Consider the following 22593-nt stretch of genomic DNA (forward strand, 5'->3'; position numbering starts at 1 on the left):
ACCTCTTTAATTTCAATACGAGTGTATTTATATTGGCGGCTCGACATGACCAGACTGCCCCTTGTGGCAGCGAGACCGAGGCCACACCGATGACTTCCCGCAACCGCTGGTTCGTTCTGGCGATCGTTTCAAGCGCTCTTTTTCTCATCGTTATCGACATGACGGTGCTTTACACCGCGCTTCCCCGGCTGACCCACGACCTTGGCGCCACCGCGTCCGAAAAGCTCTGGATTGTCAACGCCTATCCGCTCGTCGTGGCAGGGCTGCTGCCCGGTCTCGGTGCCTTGGGCGACCGTCTCGGACACCGGCGCCTCTTCATGGCAGGTCTGGTCGTCTTCGGCGCCGCATCTCTGATGGCAGCGTTTTCGCCTACGTCCGCCTTTCTCATCGCTGCCCGTGCGCTGCTTGCGGTCGGCGCCGCCATGATGATGCCCGCCACGCTCTCCATCATCCGGTTGACCTTCACCGACGAGAAGGAACGCGCCTTCGCGATCGGCATCTGGGCGGCGGTCGCTTCGGGCGGTGCGGCGCTCGGCCCGGTGATCGGCGGCGTGCTGCTCGAATATTTCTGGTGGGGCTCAGTCTTTCTCATCAACGTGCCGATCGTCGTCGCGGCCTTCTTTTTCGCGGCCCTGCTGCTGCCCTCGCGGCCCGGCGACGCCAGCAGGCCGTGGGACCTGATCGGCTCGCTGCAGATCATGGTCGGCCTCATCGGCCTTGCCTATGCGATCAAGGAAGTGAGCAAGCGTGAAGCATCCATCGAGGCCACGCTGTTCGCCGCAGCAATCGGCATTGTCGCGACAGTTCTGTTCGTGCGACGTCAGCGCACAAGCGCCGCACCGCTCATCGATTTCTCGCTGTTCCGCAACAGGCGCTTTTCCTCGGGCGTTGCGACTGCTTTGGTCGCTTCGGCCGCGCTCATGGGTGTCGAACTGGTCTTCAGCCAGCGGCTGCAGCTCGTTTCGGGCTTCTCGCCGCTGGAAGCCGGCCTGCTCATCCTTCCGATCCCACTCGCATCGTTCGTCGCCGGCCCTCTCACCGGTCTCGCCCTGCCCCGGTTGGGCAGCGAGCGCATCCTTTCGGGCTCGCTGGCGATCTCAGGTGTCGGCTTGGCGGCATTCCTTCTTTGCTACGACGCCGATCCCGTGATCTGGCTTTCCGCAATGGGTGTCATGGGCTTCGGCATCGGCGCGGCCATGACGGCAGCGTCGAGTGCGATCATGCTGAGCGCGCCGGAAAACCGCGCCGGCATGGCGGCTTCGGTGGAGGAGGTCTCCTACGAACTCGGCGGCGCGATGGGCATTGCCGTTCTTGGCAGCGTGATGTCGGCACTCTATTCGGCCACCCTTGTGATGCCGACCGACGCCAGCGTGAGCCAGACTGCGCGTGACAGCCTCGACGAGGCGCTGCTGGCTGCCGAAAGCCTCGATCCAGCACTCGCGAAGCAGCTCGTCTTCCTGGCGCGCGCAGCCTTCGACAATGCTTTCGTCGGGGTCGTCGGACTGGCGGTGATCATGCTGCTTGCGACGGCCGGAACGGTCTGGTGGGTAACGCGCCGGCCCACTGCGACCGGTTCTGCGCGCATGCCGGTCAGGTAAGCTTCGACAGAAGCCGCATCAGCGTGGCCAGTTCGCGGTCTTTGAGCGGGGAGGCCGTCTCGTGCGTAATGTGCTTTGCCAGGGGCAACAGCCGCTCCACGGTCGCCTGCCCCTCGGAGGTCAGGCTGACCACCAGCCGCCGCCTGTCTCCGTCATGCCGGGTTAGCGCCACAAGGCCCCGCGCCTTCAGGCGGTCGATCACGCCCTTGATGGTCGCCGCATCCATCGCCACTAGCGTGCCGAGCTGGTTCTGCGACGTGTCGCCAACCTCGGCAAGCTTGGCGAGCGCTGCGAACTGCGGCGGCGTCAGCTCGCCGATATGGCGAGCAAAGATCGCGATATGCCGCTGGCTGGCCTTGCGTAGGACGAAGCCGATCTGGTCTTCCAGGTGATAGGGCGGCTGGCCGCTCACCTGAGCCCATCCTCGCCCTTGACTTGCCACGCTTCCAGCCCGCCCATGCGGGAATGGATGCGTCCGCCGCAGGCCATGGCCAGGCAGAACAGGATCTCGTTCGGACGCGGCCCGTCCGGCATGCCCACCACCATCGCGTCGAAGTGGCTGCGCACATAGGCGGCGTTGGTGTGGCCGAGTGGCACGTCGAGGCTGGAACCGAACGCCCCGACCTTCATCGCCGACGGCACGATCGCCTTGGAAGCCCCCAGCCGCTCGCGCATCGCGTAGCCGCCCGGCACGTGCCACAGCGCGCCGTGCTCGATCTCGCCATCGGTGCCGACGATCGCGCCCTTGCCGTAGCTGTCGATGACCGACACGTCGCCACCGAGCGCGGCAACCAGCCGGTCCGTCAACTCCAGCCCCAACGCCTTCAGATCGTCCATCGCGGGCTGAATGGTCTCGACGAAAGTCCCGGCGAACGGGTTCTTCACCAACGCGAGCGCCGCAGCCCTGCGTCGAGGCTCTCCCGGCACCGGCCCGCCGTCATGATGGATCTCTTCGGTCAGCACCGCGATCTTGCGGATGGTGAAATCAGCCATATGCCGGCTCCTCAATGCTGGTGTTTTGTTCTAGAGCAAGCGCGCCGACGACTCGGCTCCGGCCGTTCAGAAAAAGCGCCGCGGAAACGATCAGGCCAGCGGCAACGAACTCGTCGGCGACCCGCACGCCCCCGCGCAGTGCCTCATCCGTATCCGCCGAAGACAATCGCCCCACGGCGACGGTTACCGGTCTATCTCCGAGATCGCTGTCGGGCGCCAGTTGGGTGGCCGGTTGCCGCTCGATTGCCGGGTGGCCGGGCAGGTCGACGGCGTTGGCGATCAGGGTTGCGGCGACATCCGCCGCCGCCGCGGTCCTCGCCAGAACGGTGACGGCATCGGCGATGCCGCGCGAGTGGCTGCGGCCCCGCCAGCCACTGGTTGCGATGCCGCGCACCGGATCGGATGCAGCGATGGTCACACGGTCGACGACACCATGGCCCGTACCGGCGATGGCCGCCTTCATCGCCGTTCCGGGTGCAAGGTGCATGGCGATGTCGCCACCATCGTTGACATAGGCACGGGTAAGTCGTCGCCCTTTCACCAACGCAGCCAGCATCTCGTCGGCAACTGCCCCCGCCACAGCGGCCATGGGCGTCACAAACCTGCCTGAGAACGGTAAAGCTGCCGTCTCCATGCGCCGTGCCGTCGCGCCGCAAAACGCGCGTGGCGCGACAGTGGTCGGCTGTCGCAGTTCCGCCACTTCGGAAACCAATTCTTCCAGAACGGTATCGAAACGATCCTTCGCCTGCGCGTATGCCGCCGAGACCTCGTCAGGCTCGCCGAAGGCTTCGGCGATCAGGTCTATCGGACCATGGTTGAGGTGTAGCCGCCGCCCATCCGGCAGCATTGCCGCCTGTGCGCCGCTCATGTCGACCGCTCGCGCCGAAGCTGCTGAAGCAGGGGCCACGGATTGTCTGGCATCGCGCCATGAACGGCGCGTTCGTTGAAATACTCGCCGCCTGCACGCTGCACGTCGTCGACCGAGCGCACATGACCGGCGTAGCCGCCCAGCGCCTCATAGTGCTCGCGCCGTAATGTGAACTCGATCGGCGCGACGAGCGCCGGCGTCGGCACATAGCCGAATGCGTTTTCCGGAAGCCGCGTCACGTCGACCATGAGCGTGATGCCGCCGCCGGGCCAGACATAGGCCGGCGCGCCGCCGCATGTCACATAAGTCTGCAGGCGCTGCACCGAACGCGTCAGGTTCACCGGGTTCTCGGTCACGCCCGCGCGCAGGCTGCCGCCGGCACCGCCCATGAAAAGCACCGTGCACAGCGCCGGCTCGCAATTCTCTTCGATCAGTTCGACGGACCGCCGCAGCCTGTCCGGAAACGGCTTTTCCACCGGCGTCAGCGTCTCGTCGAGCTCGTAATAGGCAAACTGCTCGCCCGTGGTGGAGACCATCAGCAACGACAGGCCGGGGCGCGCGCCTTTCTTTTCGTTCCAGGGTCCGAGGATTTCAAGCGGATCGGAGATGGTCGTGCCACCCCATCCAAGCCCCGGCTCGGAAACCTTGAAATAGCGCCCAGGTGTCGAACGGCGGCCGAGGATCTTGATGCCGGTGTCGGGCCAGTCAATCACCTTGCCCGCCTGATGCTCGGAAACGACGCCGGTGATGTGATCGTCGACGACAACGACCTCGTCGACCAGACCCTTCCACTGCGTGGCGAACATGCCGATCGTCGCCGAGCCGCAGCCGACCCGCATCCGGTGCTCGGCTGCGCCGTCGATCACCGGCGGCTTGCCCGCCTGCACAACAATCGTCGAGCCTTCATCGATCGTCAGTTCGACCGGCTGGCGGTTGCACAGCGCCAGCAGCGTATCGCAGGTGATGCGCCCTTCCGGTTTCGAACCGCCCGTCAGGTGTCGCACGCCGCCCAGCGACAGCATCTGCGACCCGTATTCGGCGGTGGTGACATGGCCGACCGGCTCTCCTCCAGCCCGCACGGTCGCGGTCTCGGGGCCGAGATGGCGGTCGGTGTCGATCTTCACCTTGACGCCGCAATAAGAGAAGATGCCTTCCGTGACGACCGTCACCAGATCGACGCCTTCAACCTCCTGGCTGACGATGAAAGGCGCGGGCTTGTAGTCCGGATAGGTCGTGCCCGCCCCGATGCCGGTCACGAAGCGTCGGGCCCGGTGGACGGGATTACCGTCCCATTCTTCGCCGGCAAAGGAGACGACGTCGCCGCCGCTTTCGGCCCGGTGTTCGAGGATCGTCACCGGATCGCACCGCACGATCCGGCCGCCGAAATTGCCGTAGCGATCGCACGCCCCGGTGCGCCCCTCGGCGATGTAGCACATTACCGGGCAGGCATCGCAGCGCAGCTTCTCGCCAACCTTCGGCTCACCTGGATCGTGCGTGTCGAAACGTTCGGACAGCTCGCTCATGACAGATCGCCTCGGCAGCAGCCGAAGATACCCCCACCCCTTACCCCTCCCCACAAGGGGGAGGGGGTCGACAGCGCCTCAGAATTCCCCTCCCCCTTGTGGGGAGGGGTAAGGGGTGGGGGTAAGAGCCACGGCGGCCTGCCGGAAACGACCGTCACTACTTCGCCCTCGCCTCGTCAATCGCCGCCAGAACCCGATCGGGCGTAGCCGGCACTTTCGTGACCTTCGCCCCCGAAGCATCGCGGATCGCGTTGAGGATTGCCGGTGCGGTGGGTATCAGCACATGCTCGCCAAGCCCCTTCGCCCCGTAGGGACCTTGGGTATCGGGCACCTCCACCAGGATCGTCTCGATCGGCGGCACATCACCTATGGTCGGGATCAGGTAATCGTGCAGGTTCTCGGTGCGGCCCGGAACATATTCTTCCATCAAAGCGAGGCCGATGCCCTGCGCGATGCCGCCCTCAACCTGTCCTTCGGCGAGCAGCGGGTTGATCGCCCGACCGACATCGTGCGCGGCAGTAATCTTGATGAGCTTCACCGTGCCGAGGCGCATGTCGACTTCCAGTTCCGCCATCTGCGCACCCCAGCCATAGACGGCGTAAGGCTTGCCCTGACCCTTGGCGTCGAGCGGCACCGTCGGCGGGTCGTAGCTCTCGCAGGCGGCAAAGACGAAGCCGTCGGCATCCGTGGGCAGATCGCCAAGCGCGATGGTGCGGCTCGCCTCGCCTTCGCGAACCGTCAGCATGCCATCCTTCAACGACAGCTTGGCGGCATCGGACACATTGGCATAGCGCAAGACCTTCTCGCGTAGCGCCTTGCCCGAAAGTTCGGCGGCGCGGCCGGAAATATAGGTCTGCCGCGAACCCGAGGTCTTGCCCGCATCGGGCGTCAGCGCGGTGTCGCCATAGATGAAGTCGAACGCGTCGAGCGGCAGGCCAAGCGCCTCGGCCGCGATCTGCGGGATGACGGTGTTGGAGCCCTGGCCGATATCCACCGCGCCCTGATGCATGACCACGCGGCCATCGGCGGCAATCCCCATCTTGATCGTAGACGGGTTGGCGATGCCGGTATTGCCGCAGCCGTACCAGCATGACGCCACGCCAACGCCGCGCTGGCGATGTTCGTTGCCGGTGTTGAAGGCCGCGGCGTCGTCCACTGCCCGCGCCCAATGCGGTTTCAGCGCGTCCAGACAGGCGGCGATACCGATGCCGCTTTCCATCACGTGGCCGCAGACCGTCGGCTGGCCGTCGCGCAGCGCATTCCGCGACCGGAACTCGAGCCGGTCGATGCCGAGCTGCGAGGCAAGTTCGTCGTAGAGCGTTTCCTGCATCAAGGCGGCCTGCGGCACGCCGAAGCCTCGGAACGCACCGGAGATCGGACCGTTCGTGTGGATTGCGCGTCCGAGCGCGCGGTAGCTTGGCGTATAATAAGGCCCCGAGGCGTGCACCGGCACGCGGGTGGCAACGGTCGGCCCCCAGCTTGCGTAGGCGCCGGTGTTGAAGTCGCCCTCGAACACCATGCCGACCACGCGGCCGTCTGCGTCCGCACCGATGGTTGCCGACATCACGGCCGGGTGCCGCTTGGTCGTCGATGCCATCGACTCCTGCCGCGTATAGGTCAGCGCCGCCGGGCGACCGGACTTCAGCGCCACGAGGCCGATCAGTGGCTGCACCGAAAGGTCGAGCTTCGAGCCGAAGCCGCCGCCGGTCGCGGTCGGAATGATACGCACCTTTTCGGCTGACAGGCCGAGGATCGCGGCGGTGTCGTCGCGATCCATGATCGGCGACTGCGTGCATGCCTTGATGACCAGCACATCGCCATCCATGAATGCATAGCCGGCTTCCGGCTCTATATAGGCGTGTTCGACATAGGAGGTCTCGAGTGAACCGGCGGCGATGACTGCGGCGGATGCGAGCGCCGCATCCGCGTTGCCGCGTTCCACAGTGCCTTCGAGCAGCACATTGCCCTTGCGGTCCTCATGCAGCGCCCCGAACCCGTTCCGGGCCTCGGCAACCGTCAGCGCATGCGGCAGTTCCTGCCAGGCAATCGGAAACGCAGACAAGTCCAGGGACGCGATGGCGTCCCGTTCCCCGGCAATCGCGGCAACCGCCTCGCCACGGAACAGGGCGGTGCCGTCTGCGAGCGCCGGCTGGTCGGCAAAGGGCGGGATGACGCCGAAGCGGTTACGGCCGGGAATGTCGGCTGCGGTGAAGACACCAACAATGCCGGGATGCGCTTTCACGAATGCGTCGAGGTCGCCGAAGGTGAAGCGCGCATGCCAGTGAGGCGAGCGCACCACCGCGACCGAGAGAGCGCCTTCGGGCCGCTCATCGGCCCCGAAAAGATCGTCGCCGCGCACCTTGGGCTCGCCGTCGAGCCGGGGGATCGCTGCCCCAACGCCGGCGAGCGCGACCGGTGGCGGTGCCCCGGCAGTGCCCACATCCATCACCGCCTTGACGATCTTGCGATAGCCTGTGCAGCGGCACAGCACCCCGCCCAGCGCGTCCTGCACTTCAGCTTCGCTGGGCCTCGGGTTCGCTTCAAGCAGCGCCGTGGCGGTGACCAGCAGACCCGGCGTGCAGATCCCGCATTGCGCCGCACCATGGCGCAGGAACGAATCCTGCAAGGCGGAAAGCCGTCCGTTAGCGAGCCCCTCCACCGTGCGCACGCTAGCGCCTTCCATACCTGCCGCAGGCACCAGGCAGGCGCAGACCGGTGCACCATCCACCAGCACGGTGCAGGCGCCGCAATCGCCGGCGTCGCACCCCACCTTGGTGCCGGTCAGATGAAGTTCTTCGCGCAGCACCGACGACAGCCGCGCAAGCGGCGGCACCTCAACCTGCCGCGCTTCGTCATTGACCGTGAAGCTGACGGAAAGACGGTCCATGCTCATGCCGCGACATCCTCGGTCCTGCCGCTGGCGGCGAGCGCACCGCCTAGCGCGCGCAGGACGATCTCGCGCGCTGCTTGTCGGCGATATTCGGCACTGCCGCGCACATCGTCTATCGGCGTCAGCTCCGCAAAATCGTGAGCCTCGACCACGCGGGCGACATCGCCCGGAGCACCAGCTTGGCGCAGCCGTTCTTCGAGCGCCTGAAGTCGCGTTGCCACGGCGGAACAGGCGCCGACCGACAGCGCGACATCCGACAGCTTGCCCGCTTCGTCGACGACGACCCGCGCCGCCGCCATGGCGATCGAGATGACGAGATAGCGCCGCGCGCCAAGCTTGACGAAATACGAATTGCCAATGGCGGCCTCTTTGGACACCCGCACGGCCGTCAGCAATTCGCCCGGTGCACGCGCCGTCCGCCGGTTGCCGAGGATGAAGTCGGACAGCCCGACCACGCGCTCGCCACCAGCCGAGCGCAACACCACCTCGGACGATAGCGCCAGAAGCGGCGGCACACCGTCCGCGGCCGGCGAGGCATTGCAGAGATTGCCGGCAATCGTGCCACTGTTCTGGATCTGGATGGAGCCGACTTCCCGCGCCGCGAGCTTCAGCGCGTCGAAGGCGGGCGGCAGGTCGGCACGGATGATGTCCGTCCAGGTCGCGCGCGCGCCAAAGATGTAATGGCTGTCGGTCTGCGAGATATGCCGCAGTTGCTGCAGCCCGTTGAGATCGAGCACGTCGTCGCGGACGGGGCGATTGCCCTGCGCCGGATAAAAGTCCGTACCCCCGGCCAGAAGCGTCCAGCTTCCATCGGCCAGTAGCGCGAGTGCCTCGTCAATCGACTTCGGTTTCGCGTATCGCATCGTTCCTGCTCCCGGTGGTAGAATGCGCCGAAATTAGTTCGTATGCAAACGATATCGAGAGGCCACCCTTGCCATTCCGTGATTTCGCCGCCAGCTTGTGCCGGCAGGCAAACGGAGAGAGGCCATGAGTGAGAAGGCGCTAATCGTCATCGACGTCCAGAACGATTTTTGTCCCGGCGGTGCGCTGGCGGTGGCGGGCGGCGACGAGATCGTGCCGATGGTCAACCAGCTGATCGGCGAGTTCGATCACGTGGTGCTCACCCAGGACTGGCATCCCGCCGGCCACTCGAGTTTCGCATCCTTCCATCCCGGCAAAAGCCCGTTCGAAACGACAGAAATGCCTTACGGCACGCAGACATTGTGGCCGGACCACTGCGTGCAGGGCACGGATGGGGCGGCATTCCACGCGGACCTCGAGTGGACCAAGGCCGAGCTGGTCATTCGCAAGGGGTTTCGCCCTGCGATCGATTCCTATTCGGCCTTCTTCGAGAACGACCGGAGGACGCCGACGGGCCTCGCTGGTTACCTGCGCGAGCGCGGCATTTCCGACCTGACCCTCGTCGGCCTCGCCACCGATTTCTGCGTCGCCTATTCCGCCCTCGACGCCGTCCGCTCGGGTTTCAAGGCAACCGTGCTGCTCGAAGCCTGCCGGGCGATCGATCTCGGCGGTTCACTGGCGGCGATGAAGGACGAGATGGCCAAGGCCGGCGTGACGCTCGCCTGAGCGATCAACTGACGCCCACATAGCGATGCACATAGGCGGGATCGGCGCGCACTTTTTCCACGTCGACGGTCTCTCGGTTCTGACCGTTCTCGATGAAGGCCACGCGGTCGGCGAGCGACAGCACCGCGTCGACACGCTGCTCGACAAGGATGGTGGATACCCCCCGTTGGCGCAGCCCGGCCACCGTCTCACGGATGCGCGCGATCATCGACGGCATGAGTCCTTCCGTCGGCTCGTCGAGCAAAAGCACGTCGGGCTCGATGCACAGCGCCCGCGCCATCGCCAGCATCTGCTGTTCGCCACCCGAAAGCGTCCCCGAGCGCTGCGACAGGCGTTCGCGCAGAACCGGAAACAGCTCAAGCACGGCTTCGCGCGTCACGTGGCCCTTGCCCCGGGCCATCAGGCCGATCTCCAGATTTTCGGCAACCGTCAGCTCGGAGAAGAGCCGCCTGCCCTGCGGTACATAGGCGACACCTGCCTTGGGCACCTCGTGGGGGGCGAGCTTCGACAGGTCGGTCCCGTCCTTCATGATCGTCCCGCCGCGCACCGCGACCAGCCCCATGATCGCCTTGAGTGCGGTGGTCTTGCCGGCGCCGTTGCGCCCGAGCAGGCACAAAACCTCGCCCTTGGTCAGCGCCAGGTCGAAGCCGCGCAACACCTGCACCTCGCCGTAATAGGCATCGACCGCGGAAAGCGTGAGCACGTCAGCCATCGCTGCCGGTCCCCAGATAGGCGTCCTGGACGGCCTTGTTGGCGCGAATCTCGTCCGGCGATCCTTCAGCAAGCACCTGGCCGAAATTCATCACCGTTATCCTGCGCGCAAGATCCATAACCACCTGCATGTTGTGCTCGATCAGCAGCACGGTGGCGTCGCTGGCGATCTCGCGAACCAGCGCAATGAAGCCCTCGACCTCGCCGTCCGATAGTCCCTGCGTCGGCTCGTCCAGGATCAGCAGCTTCGGTTCCAGCGCCAGCCCCATCGCGATTTCGACGAGCCGCTGGTGGCCGTAGGCGAGGTTGCCGGCAAGCGTACCGGCCCGCTCGGTGAGGCCAACGCGCTCCAGCGCTTCGCCGACGCCCGCCTTCAGCTCAGATGGCTTCGGTCGCCCAGTCGAAAGCAGCCGACGCTGCACCGACAGCGCGACATTGTCGAAGACCGTCAGCCGCGGAAAGATGCTGGTGATCTGGAACGTATAGGCGATACCGGCGCGCACGCGCCTGTGCGCCGGCAGCGCGGTGATGTCGCGTCCCTCGAACACGATCGCGCCGGAGCTTGGCGCGATACGCCCGCAGATCAGGCTCACGAAGGTGGTCTTGCCGGCGCCGTTCGGCCCGATGATCGCCCGGATCTCGCCCTTGTCCAGCCTGAAGTCGACGCCCTCGACGGCCTTGAGCCCCCCGAAATGGCGCGTCAGAGCGCGTGTTTCGACAAGCGCCGTCACGGCAGCCACCTAAGCCAGCGCTCGCGGACCGAGCCGAGTAGGCCCTTGGGGAAGAACAGGATCAGCAGGATCAGCGTCACGCCGACGACGAGCAGATAGGCGGAAGTGACCCCCGAGCTGTAGTCGATGATATAGAACATGAAGAGCGTGCCGAGCAGCGGCCCCAGCGTAGTCGCCGCCCCCCCAAGCAGCACCCATAGCAACGGCAAGATCGAATACTGGATCGAGGCGAAGCCGGAACCGACATAGCCGAACAGCAGACCGTAAGCCGCGCCTGCTGCCGCGCAGAAAAGCCCGGACACAACCACCGCCGTCAGCTTGGCGCGGAACACGTCGTAACCAAGCATGCGCATGCGTTCCTCGTTCTCGCGGATCGCCACCAGCGTGCGCCCGAACGGCGAGCGCACGAGCCGCATCATGGCAAGCAGCACGACTGCGAAAAGCGCCAGCGCCAGCATGTAGCGTGTCGACGGGTCGGAGAGATTGAGGCTCCACTCGCCGAATTCCACACTGCGCATTGCCTGTGACAGCACCAGCCCCTCCTCGCCCCGTGTCCATGTGGTGAAGTAGAGCGTGCCCAGATAGAACACTTGCGCAAACATCATGGTCACGATCATGAAGGCGACGCCGGTGGTCCGCAGCGCGAGCACGCCGACGACGGCGGCGACGGCAATGCCAGCCAGCAGACCGGTGCCGAAGGAGACGGGCACGCTCCAGCCAAGATGATAAAGCGGCAGCCCCGCCCCATAGAGTCCGGCGGCGAAGAACATCGCATGGCCCAGGCTGAGAAGGCCCGTGTAGCCGAAGAGCAGATTGTAGCCCATCGCGAAAACCGCCAGCACCAGCACGCGCGAAAACACGCCGCGATGATACTCCGGCAGCAGGAAGTTGGCTGCGAGCAGCAGCGCGATCACGCCGAGGTGCAGCGCCCAGTCGCGCGTCGTGATGATCATCGTGCCGGCACTCCGAACAGGCCCTGGGGCCGGAAGACGAGCACCATGGCAACGAGGCCTGTCGCCAGCATCTTGGCGAGCGTCGGCGAGAAGAAGACGGAAATGATGCCGTCCGAAAGCCCGATCAGCAGCGCTGCGATGACGGTGCCGCGCAGCGAGCCGAGCCCGCCGATGATGACGACGATGAAGGAGAGCAATAACGGATCGCGCCCCATCAGGTAGTGCGCCTGCTGGATCGGCACGATCAGCACGGCGGCAACCGCTGCAAGCATCGCACCGAGCGCGAAGACGCCTGCATAGACACGGTCGACCGGGATGCCAAACGCCTGCGCCGTCTCCCGGTCGTATTGGGTGGCGCGCATAACCAGGCCGATCTTCGTTCGCGTCAGCACGAACCAGGCCGCGAGTATCAGCACGATCGCCGCGACGATCACGAAAAGCTTGTAACCAGAATAGCCGAACCACGGGAGCTGGATACGGACGTTGAAGGGTGCCTGCACCGGCCGCGCATCCGCGCCGTAGAAGGTCAGCGCGAGCTGCTGGATGATGTAGAGCATGCCGATCGTCGCGACGATGGTCGCCTCGGGATCGTAACCCAGCCTGCGCAGCACCAGCCGCTCGGACAGGAGCGCCGCGCCACCCACGACCAGTGGCGCCACGAACAGCGCGGCGACGAATCCCACCGAAGGATGGCCGGCAAAGGCGGTCGAAACCGCCCAGGCCAGCACCGCGCCGAGCATGAAGAACTCGCCATGCGCGACGTTGACGACGCGCATAACCCCGAACACCAGCGACAGGCCAAGTGCCGTCAGCGCCAGCACCGCCGCCGTGACGAGACCCTCAAGCGAGGCGAGCAGGAAATAGGGTCCGAAGGCCATTCAGGTCTTTTCGATAGTTCGGCTCCCCTGCCTTGACGAAGGCAGGGGTCGCGCCCGAAGGATCAGGCCGTCAGAGCGGCTGCGTGGTGTAGTCGGCTTCCGGCTCGTAGCGACCGTCCTCGATGGAGGTGCGGTGCACGACGTTCAGCCGCCCGTTCTCCACGACGGAGATGTTCTGGCTGCCGAAAACCTGATGGACCTTGCCGTCGAAGACCTTCGCGCCCTGAGGATGCTCTGCTCCTTCCGGAAACTCCGTCATCGCCTCGGTCGCCTCGACCAGCTTGGCACGGTCCTCGGGACCGCGATAGCCGGCAGCTTCCATCGCTGCCTTGATGATGTAGAGCGTCTCCCAGCAGCCGAACATGTGGGCCGCCGTGGACACGTCCTTGGCATCGTTCACCGACGCGCCGTTCTCGTCGAGGCCGACAGCTTCGCGATAGGCCTTTTCATGCTCCGATGCACCGTCCTGCAGATAGCGCGGCATGCCTTCCCAGAAATGGCTGCCCTCCAGGAATTCAAGGCCCGGGCTGTTGATGTCGACGGCCTCGAGGCTGTCGATGAAGCCGAACAGCTTCGGCCCGCTGCCGCCGTAGAACTCGCCGAGTTCCTTCACGAAGGTCAGCACGGCCGGCCCCACCATCACATGATAGATCACATCGGTGTCCGACGGGATCTGCGGCAGGTAGCGCGTGAACGAGGACTCGGTCGGCGGGATCGGGATCTGCGCGATCACCTCGCCGCCCTGCTCGGCGGCGGCCGGCCCGAAGAAGTCGCGATGGTCGTGGCCGAACGCATAGTCCGGATAGATCATGGTGATCTTCTTGCCGACATTCGACGTGATCCAGGGCGCCACGGAGCGGCATTGCGCGCGCACATCGGTGATGCCGGGCTGGAGCACGTAGCGGTTCATCTTGCCGGAAGCGACGTGGTAGCCCTCGCTGACTACGTAATACGGCATCTTGAGTTCGCCGGCCGCCGGCGCGGAACCCACCACCACATGGCTGAACAGCGTACCGTAGACGATGTCAGTCTTGTGCTGGTTGGCGAATTTCTCCACCACCTCGGCGCCGCGCGCCGCATCCGTGCCGTCATCCTCGGTGATGATCTCCACCGGGCGCCCGTTGATGCCGCCCGCATCGTTGATGCGCTTGATGGCGGCAGCGGTCGTCCGCTCGTACCAGCGCCCGTAAGCCGCGCCGATGCCGGTGCGATGCGCCTGGAAGCCGATCCTGATCGGCTCCGACGATTGCGACTGCGCATAGCGCACGAAGCCCGGCGCCGTGCCGAGCGCGGCGGCAGCACCGAGCCCTTTCAACGCGCCACGCCTGGAAATGCCGGTCGTTAGAAGGCTGGAAGGCTTGGTTCGATCGTTCATCTGGGTTCCCCTTGACGATAAGCCTGCTGGTGCAGCGTTCCGCCATTATCTGCTGCAGTTTCCGATGCTGAAAATTGCATGTGTACAAACTAAATCACCAATCCCCGGGACTGGCAACCGGACAATTCCGTTGCGGAAGGATGCGAGCCTCGAACAAGGCTCACGCCCCCGTGGGGGACGACAACAACCATAGGCCGAAAACAGTGTAGGCCACCATCAATACGGCCAGCGGCGCCTGACTGCGTGCCGCGGCCCTGGTACTTCCGTGAAGGCGAAACGCGATCGTGTGCGCGACAAGCACCGCCAGCACATGGCCGCCGATGATTGCGCCCGCCTGCAGGTTCCAGAGCATCCAGGCCCGCTCCGCCCCCATCAGCACGCCCGCCTGCACATGCAGCCCGGCCGTCCCGAACAGATCCGCGCCATTCATCAGCGGATCGGACAGTGCGGCCAGCGCATATTGCCCGTTCACCACCAGCGCGGCGAGGTAGTGGGAGAAATGGTAGGCCATGGAGATCGGAATGATCGACCAGACCAGCACGCCGGCAGCCCGTAGCAAGGTGCCTGCCGCGCCGGCGAGCCACTCGCCGAGTCCGACCGCTGAGAAGAATCCCAATGCGAGTACGGCAAAGGCCGCGACCAGCCCGAACGTACCGAGTCCTATCACCGCGCTGCGGCCGGGAAACTCGAGCGGATTGATGCCGAACAGCCCGAGCCAGAAGAAGGTGCGCATCAACCCGTCGAACGAGACCGAACCCAGCGCCAACAACAGAAAGAGCGTGCCGCTTGGTGGCAACGGTTCCGCGTTCACCAGCTTCGCTCCCGGCAGGCAAAGCGCAACGCTGCGGCGGGCGTCGGCGGTCGGGCCGGTCTCCACCACACCCAGCTGTGCGATCATGCGCATGAAAACCGACAGGCACTCGCCCCGCCGCGACCATTGCTCGTGGCCGAAAACCAACATCGCGGCGAGGTTCGTCAGAAAATAGCCTATAAGTGCCACCGCCAGCCGTTCCGGGTCGTCCGGCGCCGGATAGATGAGCTCGAACCACGCAAAGGCGAAGAACAGAACGACCGCGGGCCAGTAGCCCAGCCACGCCGGCAGCGCGACCAAACCGTGTTCTCGCCGGGTGACAGCCGCCAGAGCGCGCCAGGGCGCATACCAGGGGTCGATCCACCACCAGAAATTTCCGGTTACGCCCTGCACCAGCGTGAGCCCGACCCAGAAGACGGTCCACACTATCAGCGGCAGCGGGTTGGAAAGTGGGTCGCGGCTGCCGAGGAAGCCTGCGGCCACCAGCGCGCAGACAAGCAGCAGGCAGGCTATGCTCCCCACAAGTCTTGGCCAAGCCGGCACGCTTCCAAGCGGCAGCCTTTGCCGCGCCAGCCGGTCGAGCGCGGGCAGCGGTGCGAACGCCAGCAGGATGAAGGTCAGGATGACGGCCGCGGCCCCGCCGACAAGGTAATGCCCTGTCGGCAACAAAAGCACGTGACCGCGGTCCGCCGCATGCGCCATCGCCTCGCCGGGCGTAAGCCCGAGCACGGCGAGCGTATAACCAGCCGCGGCAGGGCAGCGCCGGGACAACCGCCCAAGCAGCTCAATCGCCATCGTCGTCGCTATCCCCTCATATATGTCCGATGCCAGCGGACACTAAGCGAGCCGGGGCTGGGCTTGCAATCGTGCACCCTGCCGAGCGTAACTCGGAGCGCTTTGGGACCGTGCGCCTGCATTCACGTGAGGCTTAGGAAAACTTCGTCCAGTTTGCTCTTGTCGCACGCCGCGACAATCGCTATGTGTGCGCCCGCGCCGGCAACGGCCCACGCGCCCCGCGGAGAGGTGGCAGAGTGGTTGAATGCACCGCACTCGAAATGCGGCATGGGTGCAAGCCCATCGGGGGTTCGAATCCCTCCCTCTCCGCCATCGATTTGCGCTATGATGTTGAAAATCATTCGTTCTTTGCGATGATCTAGCGTCGATCCCCACTATTTTCCCCATTTCACTGGTTTGATGCCGCTTGAATTTGGTCTATCGATAGCAAACCGGACTCCGGCCACCGGGACGGCTATAGGCGCTGTTGCCGCCGCAGCGCCGGCCATTCCGCATCAGGTCATACGGGCAATCACACCGACCGACATAGGCATCACGAATTGGAGCGCCGCCGCCGCTGCGGGCTGGAGCTGTACGCATAAGCGGCGCGATGGGGGCGCGAACCTGCTGCTTCGGGGGAACTGGTCGCGTCCGCCTCAGATAGTCTCCATGAACCCAGCCGCTTCGGCCAGCAGCATTGACCTTATGCCAGGGGCTTTGTGTTCCAACCGACCTGACGGGCTGCCCGGCTTCTAGAACGACAATGATGGGGGCGCTGGTGGTTGGCTCAGCCCTCAGGCGCACTCGCGTGGTCGTGTAAAGAACCTGCTCGGCTGATTGAGGCAGAGAAGGCGGTGAAGGTCGCGCAATCGCATCCGGCACTTTCTGCTGAGGCGTAACGCGGATCGATGACGGAGCTGGGTTTGGCCGTGGAAGCGAGGGCGCATGTTTCTCAGTTGCGCGCTGAGGCGTCACCGGAGCGCGTGATTCCTCGGTACCTGAGTTCCACCATCCAAAAGCAATGGCTGCCGCTACCAGCCAGCCAAGCCGCGACCCGCCCTTTGCCACTGCTCCCCCTCCCCGGACCATTAGACGGCGTTTTGCCACTGGCGTCGAGATGGTTCGGCTCACCTATCTCCTCTCAGCAGCGCAAACAGCGCCACCGCACCAAGGACGGCAATTTGAGCCAAGCGCTCAGCGACCTGCTTTCGCGATGCCTGCGCATCCGGCCCGACCGACGCAAGCCAGATAGCGGCAGCAGCGAATAGCAAGGTCAGAGCGAGCGCGGCGTAAACTGAAAAGTCGAACGGCACCATGATTCACCTCCAATAGATGTGGAGGGCATGATGCGCCGAAGCTGATGGAGGTGGATAAGCAAGCGGCTATGGGTTGCGATGCAGGACGAGCCGGCGCAGCTCGCGAGCGAGCCAATTGCCTGAGAACGCCGGCCCGCCACAGCCTTGCGGCTGCACAGCGACTGTCGACTTCCATGGCGTTGGAAGCAATCGCCGGCTGATTCTGTCCACGCCTACGCATAGGCAAGGTTAACGCCCGGCGGCTACTGCCTACGCCCGTTCATTCCCGCCTCGATAGCGCTCAACAGCGCCAGGGCCTCCCCTGTCGGGTCTTTGACATCGTGCATGTTGCCGTAGTCAGCAGGTTTAGTCTGGAGCATGCACAGGAACGTTTCGACAAGTTCCTGTGCTGAGGCCGGATCGGGTAGCCGGCTGGCGGCTGCTTCTACTAGGCGGCGCGCGTGGTCTATATCTATGGCCGCATCGGCGAGTAGCAGCGCCCGTAGTTGAATGACTGCTGCTCTCGCGTTTGCCGACAAGCTTCGTCTCCTGCGCAGGTGTCGGGGCCGAAGTGGCCAAGCAACTGCGCAGGAGGCGAAGTGTCAACATGGTTCAAGCGGCGCGCCTGATGCCCCTGCCGGACCAGCAGCGCCATTCTTCTGGCAATTCCTCGGATACAGGGAGCAGGCTTTGCAGCACGGCGTCAACTACCCAGGCCCTTCCCTCCATGACGCCCCCGTTATTCAACGGTCCGAGAAATGCTGCCTTTATCCGAGCCTCAGCCTCAGACACTGGCGCATGAGCCAGTAGAGCATAGAGCGCATCGTCTTCGGCCTCCAAGCATGCGGAGCTTTCAGCTTCAAATTGCGTTAGATCGGCTCGCAGGTTTTCCCATTCTTCAACGGCCTTCCTCCCCTCAAACAGTTTGTCAGCTTCCCATTCATCAATCGAACCGAAGTCGTTCGACATCGGCCTCATCGCATTTTTCATGCGTTGCGCTACATCCGCGATCCGCGTTCGGATTCCGTCGTAAGCTTCGTCACTGTCGCGGCCACTAACCTCGTGGTGAATGCCTCCACCAATCGGGAACAGGATCAGATTTGCCTTCAGCCGCGCCGCAAATGCAGCTTCAGCCGTCTGCTGAGCATCGAAAGCGATATTTGTGGCTTCAACTGCTCGCTCATAAGCTTCGATTAATTTGCGGATGGTGGTCGCGCTATGGGCGACCTCGGCCGACTGAATGGCGCATGGAACTGCGTGGGACATAATGCAACCTCCTAAGGGCAGTGACGATACCTGAGGTATTAAATAGGAAGGTTGCGCATTAGTCAATACCTCGGGTATTGTATGGTTCCTGAGGTCCTAAATGCCAACCGAGATATCTAGCGAACAAATACGAGCTGCCAGAGCGTTACTGCGCTGGGAGCAAAGGGATTTGGCGGCGGCGTCAAGCGTCTCTTTGCCGTCCATCAAACGGCTGGAGGGTCAGCCGGGACGGCTAGCAGCGCAACCAAGAACCATCGCCGCTCTCGTGTCTGCGCTAGAAGCTGCGGGCGTAGAGATAATTGAGGAAAATGGTGGTGGTGCCGGAGTTCGGTTGGCTAAACCAACTCGAAGCGCCTCCTACAAATCCGAGTAAGCTCGGCGCTCCCATTCCAGCTCAGTTAACAACTCGGTTTCGACCGTGGCCATGTGGCTGAATTTATCCGCATGCTCCGCTAGCAGGCGGCGGCCCGCCACAACGGCGTCATCGCGATTTGAGCAGCGTTCATAGTATCGACCAATTGCTTCGCCTGCACCGTCACGCCACATCATTATCTCTACGACTGCATACCATACGCCCTTTCCTGTGCGCCGCCGCTTCTCAACCTCCAATTGCCACTCTGCCATGTCAGCGATAGCACGATAGAGATGGTTGAAGTCTGGATCATCGTCTGCTCGCTGCCGGGCTTCAGCCAGAAAGGATTTCAGGCTTGGCTCCTTCAGCCTTTCAATCTCGAAGGGAACTTTCCAGAAGTCCTCCGAGACCGCATTGAGGGCCCGCCGCGCTTCATATGTCAGCGGCGGTTTTCGCTTTATATTGGAACTCAGTGCTTTTAGGCGGTCCGACCTCTTTTTGGGCCAGATGTCCGCGATAACCCGCTCGATGTCGGACGGGCGGGGTTCCCAACGAAACTCCTTCTCCAACCGTTGCCTTTTCACGCGCGGGCGCAGTTCAACGACCGTTCCATTTTGCTGGGGAGTGGGCATAAGGTCCATGACCAAAGCCAATGCTTCACGCAGCCCTTCGCGAATACCGCCTTCGTGGTCAAATACCCATATGGAGCCATCGGCTCTCAATAAACTCTGCGGTTTGCCATCTTGGAAGGTCAGGAATGCAATCAGTACACGCTGTCGTGTTCCTGCAAACTGCTTAAGGATGTCTCGCCCCAACACAAGGTCATCCGCTAGCCGATTGGACATTCGGACCGGGTCGCCATCATCATCGGGAAAAAGATAGAAGCGCGTCGACAATACAATCTATTCCTTCTGATATGCATGCGCCGCTGACTGGAGTAATGCAGGTCTTGCTGCTCGTTTCAAGCCGCCGCTCCCAACAATTGCCTCTAACTCGCAACCAGCTTTGAGCGCTCGACACGGCCACCCACTCGGTACATGATCTAACCGGGTTGGGAGGGCAGACATGAAGTATCCAAGCTTGGCGGCTCTTGTCGTTCTTGCCGGTTGTGCTGGCACGAATGCAATTCGAACGTCGCAGGACACGGTAATCATTCAGGCGAGCGCAGCCCCGGTGTGCGGAAGCATCGGAGCTGCCAAGGTTGCCCAACGGCAAGCGGCAATCGAAACCATCAAGGCGGGGTATGACCGCTACGTCATCGTAGACGCTGCATCGGCCAACAACGTGAGGGCAAGCCAGATGCCTGGCACCTATCATACTACCGGCCACTACGGCGGCGGATGGATGAGCGCACAGACCACGTACACACCCGGTCCGGTCATCTATTCCGGCAGCCATGACCAGTCGTTTGCGGTGAAAATGTTCCGCGAGGGTGAGCCGTACGCCGCCCAGGCTATTTCAGCTCGCGAGACCTTAGGACCGAAATGGCAGGAAGCGATAAAAGGTGGATCGCTGACCACGTGCACGTAGGTCAGGAGGGGAATATGAAGGTCACACTATCGGCGGCCCTAGCCGTCCTACTGGCGCTGACTTGCGCGGTTGCTGCCCACGGCGGGGGTTGCCGCAAGAGTTCGCCAGCAGGACAATGCTGCCATGCTGATAACAGCAACGGCGGCCGGGTACACTGTCACTGACCCATGCCCATAGCACTCGTAGCCGCAACAATATTGGCCTGCTCCAGCCTCACCGCCGTTGACGGGGATACGATCCGCTGCGGGACTGAGCGCATGCGCGATATGGGACCAGGAGCGCCCAACAAGAGCGGCTATGACGCGCCGGAAATCCGAAACGCCAACTGCACCAGCGAGAGGCTGATAGGAGAGCAGGCTCGAATGCGCCTTCAGGAGCTTCTGGACCAGCCCGGAACGCGGGTAGAGGATAGCGGGCGCAAAGACCGCTACGGCCGCGCACTCATCGTGGTGAGGCTCAAGAGCGGCGTCACTGCCGGCGAGGTGCTGATGCGCGAGGGATACGCGGTAAGATGGCAGCCGGGATATAAATCGTCGTGGTGCGAGGGGGCGAGTGCCAGTCAAGGCGGCGAGCGGGCAGGACCATCTAGCAGCGGACGCTCTGACAGAAGCAGCCGAGGTAGCGGCGGCGGTAGTAGCTATGGTCGCGAGGATTCAGCGTTTCCAAGTTTGACCGTGACCGTACTTGCCGTCGTCTGCGGCGGGTGGGGAATACGGACCCTCATCAGAAATATACCTGCGTGGCGGCGCAATAGGGAAAGCGCAGCGCAGCGGGCGGCAATTGCAGCCCAGCGAGCTGAATTGGAGGCTAGCAGCTCAGCTCGTTACGCGCGCCTGGCTCGTAAATCGGCAGAGTTGGAGGCGAAAGCATTCAAGAAATGGCGAGAAGGTTGACCGCGCTCTCAATGGCTATTGCAGCCGCCTTCCGTCACCGGCTGCCGACACACCGTCATAAATCCGCTTCACATTCGACAGCAGCGTAGCGCGCCCCTCGGGGTCGTTCGCCAGGAATGCGTTCGCTACGCCTATCAGGGCATCAACGTCCTTCTGCTTGAGCGAACCAAGAGCGTTTGCGAGGACCGCCGCTAGATAGGCCGTCTCGAAATCAACCTCAGGCTTTGGCCGGTCGGTGGTCATGGACATTCTTCCGTCTGCCATCAAACTGGATAGGTCTAGCCTACGTTAGAGCGGCTGAAGGCGCAGTCCCTGAATTCCGGTAGGGGCAATCGCTGAGCGCAAGTGCTATTCTTCTCGCCACCGCACCCGCCGAACCCACCACACGCCGTCTAACCGGCGCAGTCGCAGGTTCTGACGCTCCTCGGCGGTGGGAGTTGTCACATCGACAGTAAGCAACGCCTTGCAGCGCCCGCACCGCATCTGCCGCTCAAGATTCCGTGCAGGGATGTTCCCATATAGCGTGAGGAGGTCTTTGGGATGATACCAGCGCACCGGGGAGCATCCACCACAGCGCGCCTTTACTAGCGAGCCGTTTTCAGCGGCTTCGCTCAGCATATAAGGCTGCACTCCCCGTTTCGATCGATGCTGCTCCGGCATTGGAACGAAATAGGAACAAATGCCTTGGCGGGTCAAGACATGTGCCTCGTCTCAGCAACTTGTCACACGCGAGAATTCCCGCTTAGATCGGCTTGCTTCCAAGGGAGGGTCGAGGGATGAGCAAATGGGTCATCCTAGCGGTTGGGGTTCTGCTCACGACGAACGGCTTCTACACTCGAACCTTCAGTTTTGAGAACGAAACGCCTAACCGCCATTGTTTCTACATGGACCTTGTTGGGCTGAACGGCTGCTTCCACAATACCACAGCCCTAATGCTGATAGCGTGGGTACCGCTCCTGATCGGGCTTGCGCTCATCGCTTGGTCATTTATTCGAGGATACGGCAAGACGTCGTAAGAGGGCGAGAGGCGTAGGGCTAAGGGCTTGGAGAAGTGGCTTGAGACGGCTTTAAGCTGGATTGCATATTTTCTGTACCACGCGACCGTTTGGCTCCCGCTGGTGCTTTCCGCTATAGCTACGGGCATCTCGATCCTCGCCTTCCGACGCGGCGCGCCGCCCGTGAAGCCAAAAGCTTGGGCGACATACTCAGGTAGAGGCCCTAGAGGCTTCACGGTGGCTCTGAACGTCGACAACCACACTGATGCCACCATTCGTCTCACGTCGGTGAAGTCGCCCGGATACAAGCTCGGAATCAATGGCCGATCTATCCCAACCGACCGCAAAGAATGGGAGCCGCCCGCAGGTTATGAATACGATTGGGTAGAGGAAGTGCCTTTATCGATCGAACTAGCACCAGGCAAAGCCGTCTCAACGAATGTTGTTTTTTCCAGCTCGGGCTCCAACGAAAGGATCAGTACTTCGCTGGTCCTCTCGATATCAACGATGCGCCGCACAATTAAGACGAGGGCGATGACCATCCCGATCATCATTCCGGAAACCAATTAA

23 protein-coding genes and 1 tRNA gene are annotated in these 22593 nt (G+C 63.3%); 6 read left to right on the forward strand and 18 right to left on the reverse strand.

Annotated elements, in window-relative coordinates:
• Nucleotides 1-89: 89 nt before the first annotated feature.
• The gene (locus tag ACVJNE_RS18835; protein ID WP_499568054.1) at nt 90-1598 is read left to right on the forward strand and encodes an MFS transporter; all 1509 of its coding nucleotides are present in this window, start codon (nt 90-92) and stop codon (nt 1596-1598) included.
• On the opposite strand, the gene ACVJNE_RS18840 is transcribed toward ACVJNE_RS18835, so the two are convergent.
• From ACVJNE_RS18840 to ACVJNE_RS18865, 6 genes are all read right to left on the reverse strand, one after another.
• Nucleotides 1591-2010, reverse strand: a complete 420-nt coding sequence (locus tag ACVJNE_RS18840; RefSeq protein ID WP_499568056.1) for a MarR family winged helix-turn-helix transcriptional regulator — start codon at nt 2008-2010, stop codon at nt 1591-1593. The two genes, ACVJNE_RS18835 and ACVJNE_RS18840, sit on opposite strands and share 8 nt — an antisense overlap.
• The gene (locus ACVJNE_RS18845; RefSeq protein ID WP_499568058.1) at nt 2007-2591 is read right to left on the reverse strand and encodes an amino acid synthesis family protein; all 585 of its coding nucleotides are present in this window, start codon (nt 2589-2591) and stop codon (nt 2007-2009) included. The genes ACVJNE_RS18840 and ACVJNE_RS18845 overlap by 4 nt, the downstream gene beginning before the upstream one ends.
• Entirely contained in the window at nt 2584-3459 is an 876-nt protein-coding gene (locus ACVJNE_RS18850) for a UPF0280 family protein (RefSeq protein WP_499568060.1), read from the reverse strand. The genes ACVJNE_RS18845 and ACVJNE_RS18850 overlap by 8 nt, the downstream gene beginning before the upstream one ends.
• Complete coding sequence (locus tag ACVJNE_RS18855) at nt 3456-4982, reverse strand: 6-hydroxynicotinate reductase (protein WP_499568062.1); 1527 nt, start codon at nt 4980-4982, stop codon at nt 3456-3458. The genes ACVJNE_RS18850 and ACVJNE_RS18855 overlap by 4 nt, the downstream gene beginning before the upstream one ends.
• A gap of 157 nt (nt 4983-5139) precedes the next feature.
• Nucleotides 5140-7875, reverse strand: a complete 2736-nt coding sequence (locus tag ACVJNE_RS18860; protein WP_499568064.1) for a molybdopterin-dependent oxidoreductase — start codon at nt 7873-7875, stop codon at nt 5140-5142.
• Nucleotides 7872-8735 (reverse strand): FAD binding domain-containing protein, encoded by an 864-nt coding sequence (locus tag ACVJNE_RS18865; protein WP_499568066.1) that lies wholly within the window; start codon nt 8733-8735, stop codon nt 7872-7874. Before ACVJNE_RS18865 ends, ACVJNE_RS18860 begins: the two co-directional genes overlap by 4 nt.
• A gap of 124 nt (nt 8736-8859) precedes the next feature.
• Here ACVJNE_RS18865 and pncA point away from each other — a divergent pair, with 124 nt between their 5' ends.
• Entirely contained in the window at nt 8860-9459 is a 600-nt protein-coding gene (gene pncA, locus ACVJNE_RS18870) for a bifunctional nicotinamidase/pyrazinamidase (RefSeq protein ID WP_499568068.1), read from the forward strand.
• Nucleotides 9460-9463: 4 nt separating this feature from the next.
• On the opposite strand, the gene ACVJNE_RS18875 is transcribed toward pncA, so the two are convergent.
• From ACVJNE_RS18875 to ACVJNE_RS18900, 6 genes are all read right to left on the reverse strand, one after another.
• Nucleotides 9464-10171, reverse strand: coding sequence for an ABC transporter ATP-binding protein (locus tag ACVJNE_RS18875; RefSeq protein ID WP_499568070.1), 708 nt, complete (start codon nt 10169-10171; stop codon nt 9464-9466).
• Nucleotides 10164-10901, reverse strand: a complete 738-nt coding sequence (locus ACVJNE_RS18880; protein ID WP_499568072.1) for an ABC transporter ATP-binding protein — start codon at nt 10899-10901, stop codon at nt 10164-10166. The genes ACVJNE_RS18875 and ACVJNE_RS18880 overlap by 8 nt, the downstream gene beginning before the upstream one ends.
• Nucleotides 10898-11854 carry a branched-chain amino acid ABC transporter permease gene (locus tag ACVJNE_RS18885; RefSeq protein WP_499568074.1) on the reverse strand — a complete coding sequence of 319 codons (957 nt, stop codon included), beginning with the start codon at nt 11852-11854 and terminating at the stop codon, nt 10898-10900. The genes ACVJNE_RS18880 and ACVJNE_RS18885 overlap by 4 nt, the downstream gene beginning before the upstream one ends.
• Nucleotides 11851-12732: a branched-chain amino acid ABC transporter permease gene (locus tag ACVJNE_RS18890; protein WP_173194723.1), complete on the reverse strand. Its 882-nt coding sequence runs from the start codon at nt 12730-12732 to the stop codon at nt 11851-11853. Before ACVJNE_RS18890 ends, ACVJNE_RS18885 begins: the two co-directional genes overlap by 4 nt.
• A 70-nt stretch (nt 12733-12802) precedes the next feature.
• Nucleotides 12803-14107, reverse strand: a complete 1305-nt coding sequence (locus tag ACVJNE_RS18895) for an ABC transporter substrate-binding protein (RefSeq protein WP_499568076.1) — start codon at nt 14105-14107, stop codon at nt 12803-12805.
• Between the two features lie 160 nt (nt 14108-14267).
• Nucleotides 14268-15713 carry a hypothetical protein gene (locus ACVJNE_RS18900; RefSeq protein ID WP_499568078.1) on the reverse strand — a complete coding sequence of 482 codons (1446 nt, stop codon included), beginning with the start codon at nt 15711-15713 and terminating at the stop codon, nt 14268-14270.
• Between the two features lie 222 nt (nt 15714-15935).
• Here ACVJNE_RS18900 and ACVJNE_RS18905 point away from each other — a divergent pair.
• Nucleotides 15936-16025 (forward strand) — tRNA-Ser (locus ACVJNE_RS18905).
• Between the two features lie 105 nt (nt 16026-16130).
• On the opposite strand, the gene ACVJNE_RS18910 is transcribed toward ACVJNE_RS18905, so the two are convergent.
• From ACVJNE_RS18910 to ACVJNE_RS18930, 5 genes are all read right to left on the reverse strand, one after another.
• A complete protein-coding gene (locus ACVJNE_RS18910; protein ID WP_499568143.1) occupies nt 16131-16781 on the reverse strand; it encodes an SH3 domain-containing protein in 651 nt (216 codons plus the stop codon).
• Between the two features lie 38 nt (nt 16782-16819).
• Nucleotides 16820-17008: a hypothetical protein gene (locus tag ACVJNE_RS18915; RefSeq protein WP_499568080.1), complete on the reverse strand. Its 189-nt coding sequence runs from the start codon at nt 17006-17008 to the stop codon at nt 16820-16822.
• Nucleotides 17009-17250: 242 nt separating this feature from the next.
• On the reverse strand, nt 17251-17526 hold the full coding sequence (locus ACVJNE_RS18920) for a hypothetical protein (RefSeq protein WP_499568082.1): 276 nt from the start codon (nt 17524-17526) through the stop codon (nt 17251-17253).
• A gap of 73 nt (nt 17527-17599) precedes the next feature.
• A complete protein-coding gene (locus ACVJNE_RS18925; protein WP_499568084.1) occupies nt 17600-18253 on the reverse strand; it encodes a hypothetical protein in 654 nt (217 codons plus the stop codon).
• 357 nt (nt 18254-18610) lie between these two features.
• Nucleotides 18611-19501, reverse strand: coding sequence for a hypothetical protein (locus ACVJNE_RS18930; RefSeq protein WP_499568086.1), 891 nt, complete (start codon nt 19499-19501; stop codon nt 18611-18613).
• A gap of 169 nt (nt 19502-19670) precedes the next feature.
• Here ACVJNE_RS18930 and ACVJNE_RS18935 point away from each other — a divergent pair, with 169 nt between their 5' ends.
• Together ACVJNE_RS18935 and ACVJNE_RS18940 are read left to right on the forward strand one after the other, a co-directional pair.
• Nucleotides 19671-20135 carry a hypothetical protein gene (locus tag ACVJNE_RS18935; protein WP_499568088.1) on the forward strand — a complete coding sequence of 155 codons (465 nt, stop codon included), beginning with the start codon at nt 19671-19673 and terminating at the stop codon, nt 20133-20135.
• Nucleotides 20136-20401: 266 nt separating this feature from the next.
• Nucleotides 20402-21028, forward strand: coding sequence for a thermonuclease family protein (locus tag ACVJNE_RS18940; protein ID WP_499568145.1), 627 nt, complete (start codon nt 20402-20404; stop codon nt 21026-21028).
• 15 nt (nt 21029-21043) lie between these two features.
• Here the strand turns inward: ACVJNE_RS18940 and ACVJNE_RS18945 are convergent, their stop codons facing one another.
• Complete coding sequence (locus ACVJNE_RS18945; RefSeq protein ID WP_499568090.1) at nt 21044-21277, reverse strand: hypothetical protein; 234 nt, start codon at nt 21275-21277, stop codon at nt 21044-21046.
• Between the two features lie 794 nt (nt 21278-22071).
• On the opposite strand from ACVJNE_RS18945, the gene ACVJNE_RS18950 reads away from it, so the two are divergent.
• Nucleotides 22072-22593 (forward strand): hypothetical protein, encoded by a 522-nt coding sequence (locus ACVJNE_RS18950; RefSeq protein WP_499568092.1) that lies wholly within the window; start codon nt 22072-22074, stop codon nt 22591-22593.

It is taken from the genome of Mesorhizobium sp. DxT, assembly GCF_058448885.1.

Excerpts from the sequence above, each read along its gene's own strand:
- ACVJNE_RS18890 (WP_173194723.1), bottom strand. The coding sequence starts at position 12,732 with ATGGCCTTCGGACCCTATTTCCTGCTCGCCTCGCTTGAGGGTCTCGTC.
- ACVJNE_RS18910 (WP_499568143.1), bottom strand. The coding sequence starts at position 16,781 with ATGGTCCGGGGAGGGGGAGCAGTGGCAAAGGGCGGGTCGCGGCTTGGC.
- ACVJNE_RS18845 (WP_499568058.1), bottom strand. The coding sequence starts at position 2,591 with ATGGCTGATTTCACCATCCGCAAGATCGCGGTGCTGACCGAAGAGATC.
- ACVJNE_RS18900 (WP_499568078.1), bottom strand. The coding sequence starts at position 15,713 with ATGGCGATTGAGCTGCTTGGGCGGTTGTCCCGGCGCTGCCCTGCCGCG.
- pncA (WP_499568068.1), top strand. The coding sequence starts at position 8,860 with ATGAGTGAGAAGGCGCTAATCGTCATCGACGTCCAGAACGATTTTTGT.
- ACVJNE_RS18875 (WP_499568070.1), bottom strand. The coding sequence starts at position 10,171 with ATGGCTGACGTGCTCACGCTTTCCGCGGTCGATGCCTATTACGGCGAG.
- ACVJNE_RS18835 (WP_499568054.1), top strand. The coding sequence starts at position 90 with ATGACTTCCCGCAACCGCTGGTTCGTTCTGGCGATCGTTTCAAGCGCT.
- ACVJNE_RS18885 (WP_499568074.1), bottom strand. The coding sequence starts at position 11,854 with ATGATCATCACGACGCGCGACTGGGCGCTGCACCTCGGCGTGATCGCG.
- ACVJNE_RS18915 (WP_499568080.1), bottom strand. The coding sequence starts at position 17,008 with ATGGTGCCGTTCGACTTTTCAGTTTACGCCGCGCTCGCTCTGACCTTG.
- ACVJNE_RS18925 (WP_499568084.1), bottom strand. The coding sequence starts at position 18,253 with ATGTCCCACGCAGTTCCATGCGCCATTCAGTCGGCCGAGGTCGCCCAT.
- ACVJNE_RS18895 (WP_499568076.1), bottom strand. The coding sequence starts at position 14,107 with ATGAACGATCGAACCAAGCCTTCCAGCCTTCTAACGACCGGCATTTCC.
- ACVJNE_RS18945 (WP_499568090.1), bottom strand. The coding sequence starts at position 21,277 with ATGTCCATGACCACCGACCGGCCAAAGCCTGAGGTTGATTTCGAGACG.
- ACVJNE_RS18850 (WP_499568060.1), bottom strand. The coding sequence starts at position 3,459 with ATGAGCGGCGCACAGGCGGCAATGCTGCCGGATGGGCGGCGGCTACAC.
- ACVJNE_RS18935 (WP_499568088.1), top strand. The coding sequence starts at position 19,671 with ATGAAGTATCCAAGCTTGGCGGCTCTTGTCGTTCTTGCCGGTTGTGCT.
- ACVJNE_RS18860 (WP_499568064.1), bottom strand. The coding sequence starts at position 7,875 with ATGAGCATGGACCGTCTTTCCGTCAGCTTCACGGTCAATGACGAAGCG.
- ACVJNE_RS18865 (WP_499568066.1), bottom strand. The coding sequence starts at position 8,735 with ATGCGATACGCGAAACCGAAGTCGATTGACGAGGCACTCGCGCTACTG.
- ACVJNE_RS18855 (WP_499568062.1), bottom strand. The coding sequence starts at position 4,982 with ATGAGCGAGCTGTCCGAACGTTTCGACACGCACGATCCAGGTGAGCCG.
- ACVJNE_RS18940 (WP_499568145.1), top strand. The coding sequence starts at position 20,402 with ATGGGACCAGGAGCGCCCAACAAGAGCGGCTATGACGCGCCGGAAATC.